The sequence below is a fragment of the Clostridium bornimense genome (assembly GCF_000577895.1).
Lineage (GTDB): Bacteria > Bacillota > Clostridia > Clostridiales > Clostridiaceae > Clostridium_AN > Clostridium_AN bornimense.
Genome location: NZ_HG917868.1, coordinates 1,098,860 through 1,116,315 on the forward strand (window position 1 = coordinate 1,098,860; position 17,456 = coordinate 1,116,315).

Consider the following 17,456-nt stretch of genomic DNA (forward strand, 5'->3'; position numbering starts at 1 on the left):
GACCAATGGGGTGTTGCTTTTGTATGAACTAATTAAACTACAGCAAAAAATAGTTCCAGAGATTATGTCTGAAATGATAAAAAGATATAATATTCTAAGAGCTATTTATGATAATGAGCCAGTAGGAAGAAGATTAATAGCAAATGTTCTTCAATTAGGTGAAAGAGTCATAAGAACAGAGGTAGATTTTTTAAAAAGAGCAAACCTTATAGATGTTAATGTTTCTGGAATGACTGTCACCGATGAAGGAAAAGAAATAATACATAAACTAAAAGAGATAGTTCATGAATTACAGGGATTATCAGAAATTGAAGATCAATTACGCAAAGCTTTAGGTATAAGAAATGCCATTATAGTATGCGGTGATATGGAGGAAGATGGAAGCCTAATTAATGAAATAGGTAGAACTTCCGCAAACTACTTGAAAAGTGTTGTGAAAAGTGGTAATGTTGTAGCTGTGACAGGTGGATCAACAGTGAAAGCTTGTATAGACAATGTTCCCAAAATTAACAACCTTAAAGACATTTTAGTTTTACCAGCTAGAGGTGGTATGGGGAAAGATGTCGCAAGACAAGCAAATACCTTAGCTGCAACTTTGGCAGGTCAATTAAATGGAAAACATAAATTACTTCATGTTCCAGATAATTTTAGTGACGAGAAAATTCTAAAGGAAATAAGAAATGAGAGATCAATAAAAGAAGTTTTAGAAAAACTAAAAAGTTGTGATATTTTAATTTTTGGAATTGGACGAGCTGATGAAATGGGACGTAGAAGAGGACTTTGCGAAGAGTCATTAAATAGTATACTTGAAAAAGGTGCTGTAGGAGAAGCTTTTGGACATTACTTTAATAAAGATGGAAAAATAATATTTTCTACACCTACTATAGGATTTAGTACAGAAGATATTTGGAATATAAGTACGCTTATAGCAGTAGCAGGAAAGAAAAGTAAAGCAGAAGCTATAATTTCTACATTGATTAATAAAAAAAATTCTGTTTTAATAACAGATGAAGGTACAGCAAAAGAAATCTTGAATATTCTTAATGAATAATAAGTATACTAAATCTGATGTTAAAAATTATATAGCATAGCTATGTAATTTACATAAATTATATAAGATTTTTTAGGAGGTATTCCAATGGTAAAGGTAGCAATTAACGGATTCGGAAGAATCGGTAGATTAGCATTAAGATTAATGATTGAAAATCCAGAATTTGATGTAGTGGCAATTAATGACTTAACTGACGCTAAGACATTAGCTCACTTATTCAAATATGATTCATCTCAAGGAAGATTCAATGGTGAAATAGAAGTTAAAGAAGGTGCTTTCGTTGTTAACGGACATGAAATCAAAGTTACAGCTGAAAGAAACCCAGCAGACTTACCATGGAAAGAATTAGGAGTAGACGTAGTACTAGAATGTACTGGTTTCTTCACTTCACAAGAAAAAGCAGGATTACACTTAGAAGCAGGTGCTAAGAAAGTTGTTATTTCAGCTCCAGCTACTGGTGACTTAAAGACTGTTGTATTCAACACTAACAACGATATCTTAGATGGTACTGAAACAGTTATTTCAGGTGCTTCATGTACTACTAACTGCTTAGCTCCAATGGCTAAAGTATTAAACGATAAGTTCGGAATCGAAAAAGGATTCATGACTACTATCCACGCTTACACTAACGATCAAAACACTTTAGACGGCCCTCACGCTAAAGGTGATTTAAGAAGAGCTAGAGCTGCTGCAGCTTCTATCGTTCCTAACTCAACTGGTGCTGCTAAAGCAATCGGATTAGTTATCCCTGAATTACAAGGTAAGTTAGATGGAGGAGCTCAAAGAGTTCCAGTTATCACTGGTTCATTAACTGAATTAGTATGTAACTTAGAAAAGAAAGTAACTGTTGATGAAATCAACGCTGCTATGAAAGCTGCTGCTAATGAATCATTCGGATACACTGATGAACCATTAGTTTCTGCAGATATTATCGGAATCACTTACGGTTCATTATTCGATGCTACTCAAACTAAGGTTATGGAAGTTAACGGACAACAATTAGTTAAAGTTGCAGCTTGGTACGACAATGAAATGTCATACACTAACCAATTAATCAGAACATTAAAGTATTTTGTTACTAGATAGTATTTAATACTTAAGTATAAGTTTATAAGGTCTGGTTTTGTAGTTACGGCTATAAGCCAGACCTTTTTTAAAAAAAGAAAAATTTATTAGGCTATTTCTAGTCTTATTTGAAATAAAAATATTTTGAAGAGGTGCTTTTATTATGATGAAATTCAATAAAAAGAGCGTTGAAGACATCAAAGATCAAGTTGCTGGTAAAAGAGTACTAGTAAGATGTGACTTCAATGTACCATTAAAAGATGGTGTTATTACTGATGAAAATAGATTAGTTGGAGCTATGCCAACAATAAAGACTTTAGTTGATAATGGAGCTAAGGTTATCCTTTGCTCACACCTTGGAAAAGCTAAAGGACCAGATGCTACTAAAACTTTAGCACCAGTTGCTAAGAGATTATCAGAAATGCTTGGAAAAGAAGTTGTTTTCGCTGCTGATGATGTAGTAGTTGGAGAAAACGCTAAAAAAGCTGTTGCTGAAATGAAAGACGGAGACGTTGTTTTATTAGAAAACACTAGATTCAGACCAGAAGAAGGTAAATGTGAAGATTCATTCTCAAAAGATTTAGCTTCTTTAGCAGATATCTATGTTAATGATGCTTTTGGTACTGCTCACAGAGCTCACTGCTCAACTGTAGGAGTAACTAAATTCGTTGACACTGCTGTTTGTGGATACTTAATCCAAAAAGAATTAAAATTCTTAGGTGAAGCTGTTGAAAATCCAGTTAAACCTTTCGTTGCTATCTTAGGTGGAGCTAAAGTTTCAGATAAGATTGCTGTTATCAACAATCTTTTAGATAAAGTTGATACAATCATCATCGGTGGTGGTATGGCTTATACTTTCTTAAAAGCTCAAGGTTACACAATCGGTTCTTCATTATGTGAAGAAGATAGAATGGATTATGCTCTAGACATGATCAAGAAAGCAGAAGAAAAGGGAGTTAAATTCTTATTACCAGTAGATCACGTTTGCGGTAAAGAATTTAACGAAAATACTGAAGTATTAACTACTGAAGATCAAAATATTCCAGAAGGATGGATGGGATTAGATATCGGACCTAAATCTGGTAAATTATTTGCTGATGCAGTTAAGAACGCTAAGACTGTTATCTGGAATGGACCAATGGGAGTTTCTGAATGGAAGAACTTTGCAGGTGGTACTGTAGCTGTTGCAGAATCAATGGCACAAAGTGATGCTACTACTATAATCGGTGGTGGAGATTCAGCTGCTGCTGTTAACAATTTAGGATTCGGAGACAAGATGAGCCACATTTCAACTGGTGGTGGAGCATCATTAGAATTCTTAGAAGGTAAAGAATTACCAGGAATCGTTGCATTAAACGACAAATAGTAATTTAGCTTTTCAAGGAGGATTTTTCCTCCTTGAAGATAAAATAATAAGATTTTAAGGAAGTGTTTTTAATGAGAAAGCCAATAATCGCTGGAAACTGGAAAATGCACATGACTGTAGATGAAACAGTTAATTATATAAATGAATTTAAACCATTAGTAGAAGGAGCAAACTGTGATGTAGTACTTTGCGTACCTTTTACATCTTTAGATGCTGCTGTTAAAGCTGCTAAAGGAAGCAATGTTAAAATCGGTGCTGAAAACATGCACTTTGAAGAAAAAGGTGCTTTCACTGGAGAAATAGCTCCAACTATGTTAACTGCTCTTGGAGTAGAATATGTTGTTATCGGACACAGTGAAAGAAGACAATATTTCAATGAAACTGATGAAGCTTGCAACAAGAAAGTTAAAAAAGCTTTAGAACATAACTTAGTACCAATTCTTTGCTGTGGTGAATCTTTAGAACAAAGAGAATCAGGTGTTACAGATGAAGTAAACAGCAAACAAGTTAAAGCTGCTTTTGAAGGTGTTTCTGCTGAAGATGCAGTTAAAGTTGTTGTTGCTTACGAACCAATCTGGGCTATCGGAACTGGTAAAACAGCTACTGATGATCAAGCAAATGAAACAATCATGGCTATAAGAGCTACTTTAGCTGATGTATATGGAAAAGAAGTTGCTGATAAGATCAGAATTCAATACGGTGGATCAGTTAAGCCAGCTACAATTAAAGCTCAAATGGCTAAGAGTGACATTGATGGTGCATTAGTTGGAGGAGCTTCATTAGTTCCTGCTGATTTTGCACAAATCGTTAACTTTGATAAATAGTATTGATAGTTAGCAGCCCAAAGTTAGTAGTTAGCAGTTTTGCTGACTACTAGCTGATGCTAACAAAGTATTGATAAATAAAAATGGATAATTAGTGACTTAATTATCGATTTTTATTTATTAAAAGAAATGAGAGTACTAGATAGTTTCATTTCTAAAAATTTATTATTTTTAGGGAGGCATAATTATGGCAAAGAAACCTACTTTACTTGCTATTTTAGATGGATTTGGATTGACTAATCATGTGGAAGGAAATGCTGTAGCTGCAGCTAATACTCCAAATATTGATAAATACGTAGAAATGTACCCACACACACAAATAGGAGCATCAGGAATGGCTGTTGGTCTTCCAGATGGACAAATGGGTAACTCAGAAGTTGGGCATTTAAATATTGGTGCAGGAAGAATAGTATATCAATCATTAACTAAGATTACTAAATCAATTAATGATGGAGATTTCTTTACAAATCCAGCTTTGGTTAAAGCTGTTAATAATGTAAAAGAAAATGGTGGAGCTTTACACTTAATGGGTCTTCTATCACCAGGTGGAGTTCACTCTCATATTGATCATCTTAAGGGATTAATAGATCTTGCAAAGAAAAATGACATAAAAGAAGTTTATATTCATGGTTTCCTAGATGGTAGAGATGTTGCACCATCATCGGCTCTTGAATATATTGCAGAAATAGAAAACTACATGAATGAAGTAGGTGTTGGTAAGATAGCTACTTTATCAGGAAGATACTATGCAATGGATAGAGATAACAGATGGGAAAGAGTAGAATTAGCATATAATGCTATGGTTCTTGGAGAAGGTGAAACTGCAACTTCTGCTGTAGAAGCTGTAGAAAAATCTTATCATGATAATAAAACTGATGAGTTTGTATTACCAACAGTAATTGATAAAGCTGGAGCAATTAAGAATGGTGATTCAGTTATATTCTTCAACTTTAGACCAGATAGAGCAAGAGAAATAACTAGAGCTATCAATGATAGACAATTCGATGGATTCAAGAGAAATACTTTAAATTTAGTATTTGTAACAATGACTGAATATGATTCAACTCTAGAAGGTGTTGAAGTTGCTTTTGGTCCTGAAGTTTTAACAAATACTTTAGGAGAATTCTTAGCTAAAAATGGATTAAACCAATTAAGAATTGCAGAAACTGAAAAATATGCTCACGTTACTTTCTTCTTCAATGGTGGTGTAGAAGAACCAAATGCAAACGAAGATAGACAAATCGTTGCTTCACCAAAGGTTGCAACTTATGATCTTAAGCCAGAAATGAGTGCTTATGAATTAACTGAAACTTTAGTTGGAAAAATTAATGAAGATAAGTACGATGTTATTATTCTAAACTTTGCTAACCCAGATATGGTTGGACATACTGGAGTGTTTGATGCAGCTAAGAAAGCAGTTGAAGCTGTTGATGAATGTTTAGGTAAAGTTGTAGATGCAGTTCTTGCAAAAGAAGGTAGAGTATTTGTAACAGCTGACCACGGTAATGCTGAACAAATGATTGATTACTCTACTGGTAAAGCTATGACAGCTCATACTACAGGACCAGTACCATTCATATATATTGCAAAGGATGCTAAGCCTTTAAGAGAAGGTGGAAAGCTTGCAGATATAGCTCCAACAATGATTGAAGCAATGGGACTTGAAAAACCAGTAGAAATGACTGGAGAAAGCTTAATAGCTAAATAGATTATTGATAAATAAAGTTATAAAAAGCTGTTGCACGAAGAGTGTAGCAGCTTTTTTTACTTTATCAGGTCACAAGTATGAGGGTACAAGGCACAGGTATGGATGAAATTCCTGCGGAATTTCTCAAGTTTTAAGTGTTAAGTTGAATGTTATAAGTCATACTAGGGAGCTTACCTATGACCTGTGTATTCTAACTTGTGCCATGATAAAAAGAACTAACGCTAAAAAATTTTCATTTGTTAATGCTACAGACTGTTTTTTGATTATCTAATTTGTTTATAAAGTCATCAAGTACTAATTTATAAGGATCATTTTTTTTAAAATCTAGATTAAGGTTATATCTTAAGAAATGATGTTTAAGTACAAGGCAATTATCAAGTTGTTTAGATTTAATAAGTTTATATTTGTTATAAATTTTATGTAGTGGAATTATAAAACCATGAGTTATTTTTATATCATTATTATAAGTATCAACTATTATTGATTTAGGATAATAAAATTCATAAATAACGATAAGGATAAATAATATAAAAGCAATTATCTCAAATATTTTTATATTATTTTGACGAAATAAAAATTCATACATACTATTGATAGATGGCAAAAATAAAAGTGGATATATGATACCAATGTTATCTGTTCTAAAAAATATATGTTTTTTAGGATTATTTTTATGGATATTCGATATAAAAGAATCTAAGAAGCATCGATAACCTATTTTTATCTTACCAATATAGAATCTATAAACTTCATTTTTATATAAAAAAATCAGTTGATTTTTACTATCAATATATATACCTTTTATTTCTGAAATCATAAAATTTTTAAATTTTCTAAATACCTTTATTTTAAACTCTTCATCTGTTATGATTATGAAATCTTTATCACTATAGTTAGGTATTTTTATCATAAGAACCCCCTCTCTTTTACATATATTTAATATAATAGCATAATTTATAAGGTGTGTAACAGAACTTATAAATTAATAATATAATATAGTAAAAATATAATGGGATGGTATTATGAAGGGTGGATTTTGTTATTGTCCAGATTTTGATGAAGAAATGGAAGAAATATTTAAAGAAGCTGAATTTCTTGGAGAAGGTAACAATGGTATAGTTTATGAAATTCCTGGCAATAAAGTACTTAAAATATTTAAAGAAAATAAAGTATGTGAAGATGAAAAATCAATTTTACTTAAAACACAAAAATCTAAAAACTTTCCTAAAATCTATAAACATGGTAAGTATTATATTTTAAGAGAAAAAATCGAAGGGATACGGTTAGATGATTATATAGAAAGACATGGTATGAGCTTTCAGTTGGCAAAAACTTTATATCGCTTATTAAAGGAATTTGAAAAACTTAAATTTACAAAGAGAGATATAAGATGTAAAGATTTGTATTTAATTAACGCTAAACATATAAGAGTAATAGACCCTAAAAAATCTTATACAAGAAAAGTAGATTATCCTAGGCATCTTATGAAAGGATTAAGAAGAAAAGGGGTATTAGATGAGTTTTTAGGATATATAGAGATTATAGATAGAAAGAAAGCTAGAGAGTGGAGAAAAAAGATAAATATATATTTTCAAGAATTGGATAATAAGAAAAAAGATAATTATTTTGAATAGTTATTAGATAAATCTATGTTAAGCAGTGCACAGTAAAGGATATTTTTCCCTAAGGGGAAAAATTAAAGTTCTGCGGACAGAAATTGTAGTTTGAGATAGGCAATTAAAATTAGCATTTTTATATTGCAATAATGTATTGGTACATTAAGTATGATACATGAAAGCAAAGCTTTCATTATCTTCTGAAAAGACTATATTAAAAGCTAAATTAATGCCACTCTCTTGGTTTTATTAAAAAGTATTGTTAACATACTTACAATTTAAGAAATTCCGCAGGAATTTCCACCACAACTGTGCACTGTGCATTGAAAACTGTGCACTGCCTTAAGAATGATTTGTAATAAATTTGGACATTTTATTTACGTAATGTTTTGGTCCTATAGCATTAGATTTAAGTTTGAATTTTCTTTTACCAATAACAAGTTTAAAATTTAAAGGGGAAGTAGAAATAATTTCAATTTTGAAATCTAATGTAGTAGTAGCATGTTTTTTAGAAAAACTATTTGATAAAGTAACTTCTCCTTTTGTTAAATCAAAAAGAAATAATGTTTTTAAGAAATATGTAGAATATACTAAAAATGCGACAAATACTCCTAAAGCAAAAAGTGTAGGGATAATTGGAGACATATTATTAAATATAAGTAATGGAATAACTGCGATTATTGGAGCAAAATTTAGTATTGCTGGAGTTGGATTTGAAAATATTAAGTGATTATTACCTGGTCTATTATTAACAGAATCAATAAATTCATCTAGTGCTGGCTTGTACTTATCTTTAATATCACCAATAAAGTATTCAAATATATTTCCTTTATAATATATAATTAATTTTGAAGTGTTGCTGATGTACATACATTGTATATCTTTAATTTCAAAAACACTCATTTTTTTTACGCCTCTAATTTTGAATTTAGTATCATTTATTTCTATTATAGGCAGGTTTTTTCTAGTAAAAAGTTCTTTATTCATAGTATCCTCCAAAATGTTTTCTCTATAAAATATTAACATAAATTTATTTAATATGTAAACGACTTTAAGGTTGTAAAAGTAACATAATATATTAATAAATCATTAATATTATGAATAAGTATTTAATAATGTAAATAATATTAATGATTATTGGAGATATTAATAATTGTTAATAGTAAGTCAATAAAATGTTTACAAAATTGTTTCTTAATATTTTATTGTAATAAAGGGAGGAAACAGAATGAAACAGTACATAGAAATTGTAGATGTATATGCAAGACAAATTTTAGACTCAAGAAGTTTTCCAACTGTAGAGGTAGAGGTAATGTTGGAAGATGGATTTGTAGGAACAGCAGCAGTCCCTTCTGGAGCTTCTACTGGAATATTTGAAGCAGTAGAACTTAGAGATGATGATGCTTCTAAGTACAATGGAAAAGGGGTACTTAAAGCTGTTGATAATGTAAATAATATAATTGCTGAAGAACTTATTGGTATGAATGCTTTAGATCAAGTTTTAATAGACGAGACTTTAATAGGACTTGATGGAACTGAAAATAAAGGTAAACTTGGAGCGAATGCTACACTTGGAGTTTCTCTAGCCGTTGCAAAAGCTGCAGCCAATGCATTAGGGTTATCATTATATCAATATATTGGTGGTGTAAATGCAAAAGTATTACCAGTACCTATGATGAATATAATAAATGGTGGTAAACATGCTGACAATAACGTAGATTTGCAAGAATTTATGATTATGCCAGTAGGGGCACCAAATTTTAGTGAAGCATTAAGAATGTCTTCTGAAGTATATCATATGTTGAAGAAAACTTTAAAATCAAAAGGATATGATACTGGAGTAGGAGATGAAGGTGGTTTTGCACCAAATCTTAAGAGTAATGAAGAAGCTATAGTAGTTATAGTGGAAGCTATAGAAAAGGCTGGATATAAGCCAGGTAGTGATTTTTATATAGCTCTTGACCCTGCATCATCTGAAATTTATGAAGATGGAAAATATAATTTAGCTGGTGAAGGTAGAGTATTATCTCCAGAAGAAATGGCTGATTATTATGCACAATTAGTAGAAAAATATCCTATTATTTCAATAGAAGATGGAATGGCAGAGGAAGACTGGGAAGGATGGAAAATACTAACTGAAAAAATTGGTAATAAAGTTCAATTAGTTGGAGATGATTTATTTGTTACTAATGAAAAGAGATTAGCAATGGGGATAGAGAAAAAAGTAGCAAACTCTATACTTATAAAGTTAAATCAAATTGGTACATTAACAGAAACATTAAATGCAATAGAAAAGGCTAATAGAGCAGGTTATACTGCTGTAGTTTCACATAGAAGTGGAGAAACAGAAGATACAACAATAGCAGACTTAGTTGTAGCATTAAATGCTGGTCAAATAAAAACTGGAGCGCCAGCTAGAAGTGAAAGAGTTGCTAAATATAATCAATTATTAAGAATTGAAGATGAACTTGGAGAAGTCGGTGAATATAGAGGAATAAAAGCATTCTTTAATTTAAATAAATAGAAATATCCCCAATCTAGCTTTTATGTTAGATTGGGGATATTTAAGGTACTAGAGATAAAGGGGAAGTAAAAATATGAAGGTTATTATACTATCTGCTTCTATAGGTGGTGGACATATGAGTGCATCCAATGCATTAAAATCATATTTACTAGATAATTCTAAAGGTATAGAAGTTGAGGTAATAGACACTTTAAAATATATTAATCCATTACTTAATAAATTGATTGTTAATGGATATGTTTTTTTAGTCAAAAAATTATCATGGGTCTATGAAAAGATATATGATATTACTGATGAAGAAAATGTGTTTTCTTTATTAGTTGAAGCAATTGAAAAATTATTTAGCAATAAACTTTTAAAATTAATAAATAATAAAGAAATAGATATAATTATAACCACCCATCCTTTTGCAGAAGAAATGGTTTCTGTATTAAAAGAAAGAGGAAAAATTAAAGTAAAACATATATGTATAATGACAGATTATTCACCACATAATTCATGGATAAATAATAATGTAGATCACTATATTGTATCCAATGAAGCGATGAAAATAAAGATGATTGAAAGAGGAATTGAAGATAAAAAAGTGCATGCATATGGAATTCCTATAGACAATAAATTTTTGAGGGACATAGACAAGATAAATGTATTAAATTCAGAAGGATTAGATCCCAATATCACTACTGTATTATTAATGGGAGGGAGTTTTGGAGTAAAAAATATAATAGATATATATAGGGAAATTTCCACCATAGAAATTGAATTTCAGGTAATTGTTATTGTTGGAAATAATAGAAGCTTGTATAGAGATATGCAAAAAGAAATAATGAATAGTAGTAAGAAAACTAAACTTATAGGATTTACAAGTGAAGTAGATAAGTATATGAAGGTGTCAGATATATTAATAACAAAGCCAGGAGGATTAACAGTTACAGAAGCTTTAGTTTCTAATATTCCAATGATTATATTTGATGCTATACCTGGTCAAGAAGAGGAAAATTCAAAGTTTTTAATAGAAAATGATGTGGCCGTAAGTATAGGTAATGGGATAAGGTGTAGCACAAGCATAGAAGAATTATTAAAAAATGAAAAAAGAATTTTAGGAATGAAAGAAAAATGTAAAAATATTAGTAAACCTTTTGTTAATAAGAATATTTTGAACTTAATAAATAATGAAATATAATATAGTTAATTTATTTAGGCAATTAAACAATAGTATTTTTATAAGGAAAGAGATAAGTTGTGAAAGTGAAAAGGCTGTGCATCTCTAATTATGCAACAGCCTATCTAAAGTTCTATTTTTTTTCGAAAAATACTTTTAATTGTTGTAATGCAAATATAACAGCACCACCAATTACAAAGTATACTATGCTGAACGTTTTTAATGACATCGGATCTTTTGGTGTTTCAAGAGTTGTAGGACCCATAAAAACAGCATATAGAGAACCAATCATAAGACCTAAAATTAAGTAAATAACTTGTGATCTATAATTTTCTAATACATATTTTAATAAACGTATAACAGAAACAATACCAGCAATTACACCCAAACCAAATATTATTAAAATAGGTAAGTAAGATAAGTTAATTTTAAGAGTTTCTTTTATAGCGTTTACAATTGGTACATAAAGTCCAAATATAAGTAAAAGTGTTGAACCGGATATACCAGGTAAAACCATTGCAGAAATTGCAATCATACCTACAAAAAACACATAAAGTCCAAGACCAATGGAAAGGTTGTCAAGTGATAATTTAAAACCGTCCCCACCAGAAGGATTAAAATATGTAATTGCAGCAACTATTAATATACCTACAATGGTAAATATTATGTTTTTATATTTACCAACAATAGAATCTTTTTCTTCTTTTATAACTATAGGAATTGCTAATACTATAAATCCTATAAATACTGAACTAATTTTATATATTTCTTTTTCAAAAATTGATGATAGTATTATCATAGATAATAAAAATCCTATAACCCAACCTATACCAAGTTTAATAAGAAATATTAAAGATTTTTTCTTTTCTTCTCTAGAACTTTTTATAGATACTAGTGCATTAAGTGAGTTTATAAAGTTATCATAAAATCCTAATAAAAATGCTATGGTACCACCAGATACACCTGGTACACTATCAGCTAGTGCCATAAAAAATCCGCGAATAAAATTGATTATAAACATATAAGCACTCCTTTAAAGTTTAATAGAATAAGGTTTAGTATTCTATTTTTAATATTCTTAAGAATTATATACTATTTTGAATATTATAACAATATACTACATAGATTAATTTATAAAATAAGGTAAGAAAATTGTTAAAATTATCAATTAAGTTATTATATTAAATGGACTATATTATAAACTTGTGATAAAATGTATTTGTTATAGTATGTACGAAAGGAGTTGTGTTTAGTGAAGTGGTTTTTAATAGCAGCATTAATTATATTATCTATAGCTATGATAGTGCTTGTACTTATGCAACCTAGTAAAACAGATGGATTAAAATCATTAACAGGTGGTCAAGATACATTTTTTACAAAACATAAAACTAAAACAAGAGAATTAATGTTAGGAAGAGCAACATTAGTTGTAGCATTATTACTTGGAATCGTTATATTGATGATGCAAGGTCCACAATAATTGTATAAGTTACTGATGAAGAAGCTATCTTTAGTAATGGATGGCTTCTTATTTTGTATATGAATTTATTTATTTACCAATAATATTTATGGAGGTGATTAATTTGAATATAAGAGAGATATTATTAGGGTTTATGAACGAAAAAGCTTATAAACCTATGAGTATAAAAGAATTATCAAAGATATTTAATATTAATAAAAAAGAGTCTAGAGATTTTGAAAAAGTTTTATTAGAGATGGAGAAAGATGGTCAAATCGTTAAAAATAGAGCTGGATATTACGGTGTGCCAGAGAGAATGGGATTAGTTGTAGGAAGATTACAAGGTCATGCTAGAGGGTTTGGATTTGTTATTCCAGAAGAGGAAGGGATGGTAGATATCTTTATTCCAGGTTCAGCGATGAATGGAGCGGTACATGGAGATAAAGTCCTAGCTAAGATAGTAGTCAGTGAAAAAGAAGGTAAAAAATGCGAAGGAGAGATTTCAAGGATACTTGAAAGAGCGCAAAAAGAAATTATTGGTATATATGAAGATTCAAAAAACTTTGGTTTTGTAATTCCAGAAGATAAAAGAATTAGTAAAGATATATTTATACCAAAATCTAAAAGAAATGGAGCTAAGTCTGGAGAAGTAGTTATTGTTGAAGTTACTGAATGGCCAGAATCAAGAAGAAACCCAGAAGGAAAAATCACCTCAGTTCTCGGAAACAAAGGTGATAAGGGAATAGATATATTAACAATTATTAAAAAGTTTAAATTACCAGAAAAGTTTCCAAAAGAAGTTGAAGATTTCGTTAATAAATATGATGATATTATTGATAGTAAGGAAGCGGATAGAAGAGTAGATCTGAGAGATATTAAGATGGTAACAATTGATGGAGAAGATGCCAAAGATCTTGATGATGCCGTATCTGTAAGCAAGCTTGAAAATGGTAACTATTATTTAGGAGTGCATATAGCAGATGTTTCTCATTATGTTAAAGAAAGATCTCCATTGGATGAAGAAGCACTAGCAAGAGCGACATCAGTATATTTAATTGATAGAGTTATTCCTATGTTACCTAAAAAATTATCAAATGGATTATGTTCATTAAATCCAAAGGTAGATAGATTGGCACTTAGTTGTTTTATGGAAATTGATAAGAATGGAAAAGTGTTAAATCATAAAATTGAAGAAACTGTTATACGAACAAATGAAAGAATGACATATACTGATGTAACTAAGATATTAAGAGATAAAGATGAAGAACTTATAGAACGATATAAAGAATTATATGAAGATTTCCTTCTTATGGGTGAATTATTTGAGATTCTTAATAAGAAGAGATTATCACGTGGTGCAATAGATTTTGATTTTGAAGAATGTAAGATAATACTAGATGATAAAGGAAAACCAATCGATATAAAGCCATATGAAAGAGCTATTGCAAATAGAATAATTGAAGAATTTATGTTAGTTTGTAATGAAACAGTGGCTGAACATATGTATTGGGCTAATACTCCTTTTGTATATAGAATTCATGAAGATCCAGATACAGAAAAATTAGAACATTTTAACGAGTTTATTTATAATCTTGGATATACAATGAAGAAAACTCAGGATGTTCATCCTAAGAATCTTCAGGAGATTGTAAATAAGGTAAGAGGAAAAAAAGAAGAGACAGTAGTAAATACATTATTATTAAGAAGTATGAAACAAGCAAGATATTCTCCTGAATGTATAGGACATTTTGGACTTGCAGCAAAATATTATTGCCATTTTACATCTCCTATAAGAAGATACCCAGATTTAATAATACATAGAATAATTAAGAAGCACTTAAGAGGAAAATTAGATGAGAAGACTACAAGGAGATTTATTGGAGCAGTAGATTATGCTTCTATACAATCATCTGAAAGAGAAAGAGTAGCACAAGAAGCAGAAAGAGAAGTTGATGACTTAAAGAAAGCAGAATATATGTCAGAAAGAATAGGAGAAGTATACTCAGGTATTATTTCATCTGTTACTAATTTTGGTATGTTTGTAGAGCTTCCTAATACTGTAGAAGGATTAGTACATATAAGTGAGCTAGAAGATGATTTCTATCATTATGATGATAGGCATATGGCACTTATTGGAGAAAGAACGAAAAATATATATAAATTAGGTGATGAAGTAGAAATAATTGTAGATAGAGTTGATATTGATGCTCATGAAATTTATTTTAAGCTTCATAATGTCCTAGAAGAAGATAATGAAGAATAGAGAATCAGTGCACAGTGCACAATTCACAGTGCACAGTGAAAGTTAAAATTCCCCATGGGGAATTTATTATAGTCCTGCGGACGGCTAGTTAGATTGAGATTAGATAATAAATATTATGGTATATATTTAATTAAATATATACAACTAGTCTTAATAAAGAAATATTGATATCGTATTTTAAATTTAAGAAATTCCGCAGGAATTTCCGCCATAACTGTACACTGTGCACTGAAAACTGTGAACTGAAAGAACTATCGCTGATGAAAGTTAATCATGATTGCGACAGTTCTTTTATAATGTGGTAAAATATATATATATAGTTTTTTATCAATGAAAAGGTAAAGTTTATATAAAGAAATTCTAGAGGTGGAAAATATGGCAAAGAAAAAAGATAGTAATACATTAGTTGATAATAGAAAAGCATTCCATGATTATTTTATAGAAGAATCCTATGAAGCTGGAATTGAACTTATTGGAACAGAAGTTAAATCAATAAGGGCAGGAAAAGCAAATCTAAAAGATTCTTATGCAGAAGTAAGAAATGGTGAGGTATGGGTCAGAAATATGCATGTTTCACCTTATGAACAAGGTAATATCTTCAATAAAGATCCTATGAGAGATAGAAGATTACTTTTGCATAAATTTCAAATAGCGACTCTTTCTAAATATGTTACTCAAAGTGGATATACTATGGTTCCACTTTCTCTATATTTAAAAAATGGTAGAGTTAAAGTTAATATAGCAGTAGTACGTGGAAAGAAAAATTATGATAAGAGAGATGCTTTAAGAGAAAAAGATGCAAAGAGAACTATAGAGAGAGAATTAAAAGATAGATATAGATAAATAGAATTCTTATAAAAAGAAGTTTTGTTACTATTTTTAGTATAGAAAACTTCTTTTTTATTATTAATAATATAAGTTTTGTAAAAGTTGGGGATAATATATTGAAGAGGTATGCTGGAAAAGATTATAATTAAATAAAAGAGTAATTGACTAAATGGAGGAGCAAAGTTATGTTAGACAAAAAAGTAGAAGAGTTACGTGATGAGTTTTTAAATTCATTAGTTGAAATACTAAAAATAAATTCTGTTGAAGGAAAGAAATTGCCAGGTATGCCTTTTGGTGAAGGTCCAAATGAAGCATTAGAAAAAGCATTAGAAATTTGTGATGATTTAGGATTTAATACAGTAAATTTAGATGGGTATGTTGGATATGCTGAATATGGCTCTGGAGAAGATTATGTGGCAGTTCTTGGGCACTTGGATGTGGTACCAGAAGGAGAAGGGTGGATGTATCCTCCATATGGAGCAGAAATTCATGATGGAAAGCTTTATGCAAGAGGGGTTATGGATGATAAGGGTCCTATTTTTGCAGCACTATATGGATTGAAGGCTATTAAAGATTTAGGTTTACCATTATCTAAAAGAGTTAGAGTAATTTTTGGAACAAATGAGGAAAGTGGTTCACATGATATGCCTTATTATGTTGAAAGAGAAAAACCACCAGTAGCGGGTTTTACACCAGATGGTATGTTTCCAATAATTAATGGAGAAAAAGGACTTACTATGTTTAGATTAGTTAAGGAGTTTTCTCATGGTGAAGAAGGGGTAAATAATATAGAATATATAGCCGGAGGAAGAAAAGCCAATATGGTGCCTGATTATTGTGAGGCAAAAGTTACTGGAGAAAACCTAAGTGAAGTATTATTCGCATTAGAAGAATATGCAGATAGAACAGGAATAAAGTTAGAAGGTATATTAGAAGAAGATAAGCTTATAGTAAAATCTTATGGAAAGAGTGCTCATGGTAGTACGCCAGAAAAAGGTATTAATGCTATTTCAGGAATAATTGCTTTCTTAGGTCAATTAGATTTACCAAAAGGTGATATTAGAGAGTTTATAGAATTTTATAATAAGTATATAAATTTTGAAATACATGGTGAATCTATGAATTGTGATTTATATGATGATATTTCAGGATATTTATCTTTTAATGTAGGTGCAATTGATATTAATAAAGAAAAAGGAAGTATATTATTAAATTTAAGATATCCTGTTACTAAAACTTTTGAGGAAATGATGAATCCTATTGAGGAAATAATTAAAGATTATAGTATATCAATAGAAGATATGGATCATGAAAAGCCTTTATATTTTAGTCCTGATAGTGATTTAATTAAGATATTACAAAAGGTATACACAGAATACACTGGAGAAGAAGCAACACTTTTAAGTATAGGTGGAGGAACTTATGCAAAGACTATGGATAATATAGTAGCATTCGGACCAATATTCCCAGGAAAACCAGATTTGGATCATCAACCAAATGAATGTATGGAAATAGAAGATCTTATGATGTGTGCGAAAATATATGCAAAAGCAATTTATGAACTAGCAAAATAATGTTTAAAAGTGCTTT

15 protein-coding genes are annotated in these 17,456 nt (G+C 30.1%); 12 read left to right on the forward strand and 3 right to left on the reverse strand.

What is annotated here, in order from left to right; all coding sequences use genetic code 11:
- Positions 1-19 precede the first annotated feature (19 nt).
- From CM240_RS04860 to gpmI, 5 genes are all read left to right on the forward strand, one after another.
- Positions 20-1,051 carry a sugar-binding transcriptional regulator gene (locus tag CM240_RS04860; RefSeq protein WP_044037027.1) on the forward strand — a complete coding sequence of 344 codons (1,032 nt, stop codon included), beginning with the start codon at positions 20-22 and terminating at the stop codon, positions 1,049-1,051.
- An 87-nt stretch (positions 1,052-1,138) separates the two neighbouring features.
- Positions 1,139-2,137 carry a type I glyceraldehyde-3-phosphate dehydrogenase gene (gap, locus tag CM240_RS04865; protein WP_044037028.1) on the forward strand — a complete coding sequence of 333 codons (999 nt, stop codon included), beginning with the start codon at positions 1,139-1,141 and terminating at the stop codon, positions 2,135-2,137.
- A gap of 145 nt (positions 2,138-2,282) precedes the next feature.
- Positions 2,283-3,482: a phosphoglycerate kinase gene (locus tag CM240_RS04870; RefSeq protein WP_044039743.1), complete on the forward strand. Its 1,200-nt coding sequence runs from the start codon at positions 2,283-2,285 to the stop codon at positions 3,480-3,482.
- A gap of 71 nt (positions 3,483-3,553) precedes the next feature.
- On the forward strand, positions 3,554-4,306 hold the full coding sequence (gene tpiA / locus CM240_RS04875; protein WP_044037030.1) for a triose-phosphate isomerase: 753 nt from the start codon (positions 3,554-3,556) through the stop codon (positions 4,304-4,306).
- Between the two features lie 187 nt (positions 4,307-4,493).
- A complete protein-coding gene (gene gpmI, locus CM240_RS04880; protein WP_044037032.1) occupies positions 4,494-6,014 on the forward strand; it encodes a 2,3-bisphosphoglycerate-independent phosphoglycerate mutase in 1,521 nt (506 codons plus the stop codon).
- A 232-nt stretch (positions 6,015-6,246) separates the two neighbouring features.
- Here the strand turns inward: gpmI and CM240_RS04885 are convergent, their stop codons facing one another.
- Positions 6,247-6,924 carry a hypothetical protein gene (locus CM240_RS04885; protein WP_044037033.1) on the reverse strand — a complete coding sequence of 226 codons (678 nt, stop codon included), beginning with the start codon at positions 6,922-6,924 and terminating at the stop codon, positions 6,247-6,249.
- Between the two features lie 112 nt (positions 6,925-7,036).
- Here CM240_RS04885 and CM240_RS04890 point away from each other — a divergent pair, with 112 nt between their 5' ends.
- On the forward strand, positions 7,037-7,648 hold the full coding sequence (locus CM240_RS04890) for a protein kinase (RefSeq protein ID WP_044037035.1): 612 nt from the start codon (positions 7,037-7,039) through the stop codon (positions 7,646-7,648).
- Positions 7,649-7,972: 324 nt separating this feature from the next.
- On the opposite strand, the gene CM240_RS04895 is transcribed toward CM240_RS04890, so the two are convergent.
- Positions 7,973-8,617, reverse strand: a complete 645-nt coding sequence (locus CM240_RS04895; RefSeq protein WP_044037037.1) for a hypothetical protein — start codon at positions 8,615-8,617, stop codon at positions 7,973-7,975.
- 241 nt (positions 8,618-8,858) lie between these two features.
- On the opposite strand from CM240_RS04895, the gene eno reads away from it, so the two are divergent.
- The gene (eno, locus tag CM240_RS04900) at positions 8,859-10,154 is read left to right on the forward strand and encodes a phosphopyruvate hydratase (RefSeq protein ID WP_044037039.1); all 1,296 of its coding nucleotides are present in this window, start codon (positions 8,859-8,861) and stop codon (positions 10,152-10,154) included.
- A gap of 73 nt (positions 10,155-10,227) precedes the next feature.
- Positions 10,228-11,337, forward strand: a complete 1,110-nt coding sequence (locus tag CM240_RS04905) for an MGDG synthase family glycosyltransferase (RefSeq protein ID WP_044037041.1) — start codon at positions 10,228-10,230, stop codon at positions 11,335-11,337.
- 112 nt (positions 11,338-11,449) lie between these two features.
- Here the strand turns inward: CM240_RS04905 and CM240_RS04910 are convergent, their stop codons facing one another.
- A complete protein-coding gene (locus CM240_RS04910) occupies positions 11,450-12,337 on the reverse strand; it encodes a DUF368 domain-containing protein (protein WP_044037043.1) in 888 nt (295 codons plus the stop codon).
- A 231-nt stretch (positions 12,338-12,568) separates the two neighbouring features.
- Here CM240_RS04910 and secG point away from each other — a divergent pair, with 231 nt between their 5' ends.
- The 4 genes from secG (at position 12,569) to pepV (ending at position 17,440) form a co-directional block, all read left to right on the forward strand.
- Entirely contained in the window at positions 12,569-12,796 is a 228-nt protein-coding gene (gene secG / locus CM240_RS04915; protein ID WP_044037045.1) for a preprotein translocase subunit SecG, read from the forward strand.
- A 103-nt stretch (positions 12,797-12,899) separates the two neighbouring features.
- Positions 12,900-15,038: a ribonuclease R gene (gene rnr, locus CM240_RS04920; protein WP_044037047.1), complete on the forward strand. Its 2,139-nt coding sequence runs from the start codon at positions 12,900-12,902 to the stop codon at positions 15,036-15,038.
- Between the two features lie 375 nt (positions 15,039-15,413).
- The gene (gene smpB / locus CM240_RS04925) at positions 15,414-15,881 is read left to right on the forward strand and encodes an SsrA-binding protein SmpB (RefSeq protein WP_044037049.1); all 468 of its coding nucleotides are present in this window, start codon (positions 15,414-15,416) and stop codon (positions 15,879-15,881) included.
- Between the two features lie 170 nt (positions 15,882-16,051).
- On the forward strand, positions 16,052-17,440 hold the full coding sequence (gene pepV, locus CM240_RS04930; protein WP_044037050.1) for a dipeptidase PepV: 1,389 nt from the start codon (positions 16,052-16,054) through the stop codon (positions 17,438-17,440).
- Positions 17,441-17,456: the final 16 nt, after the last annotated feature.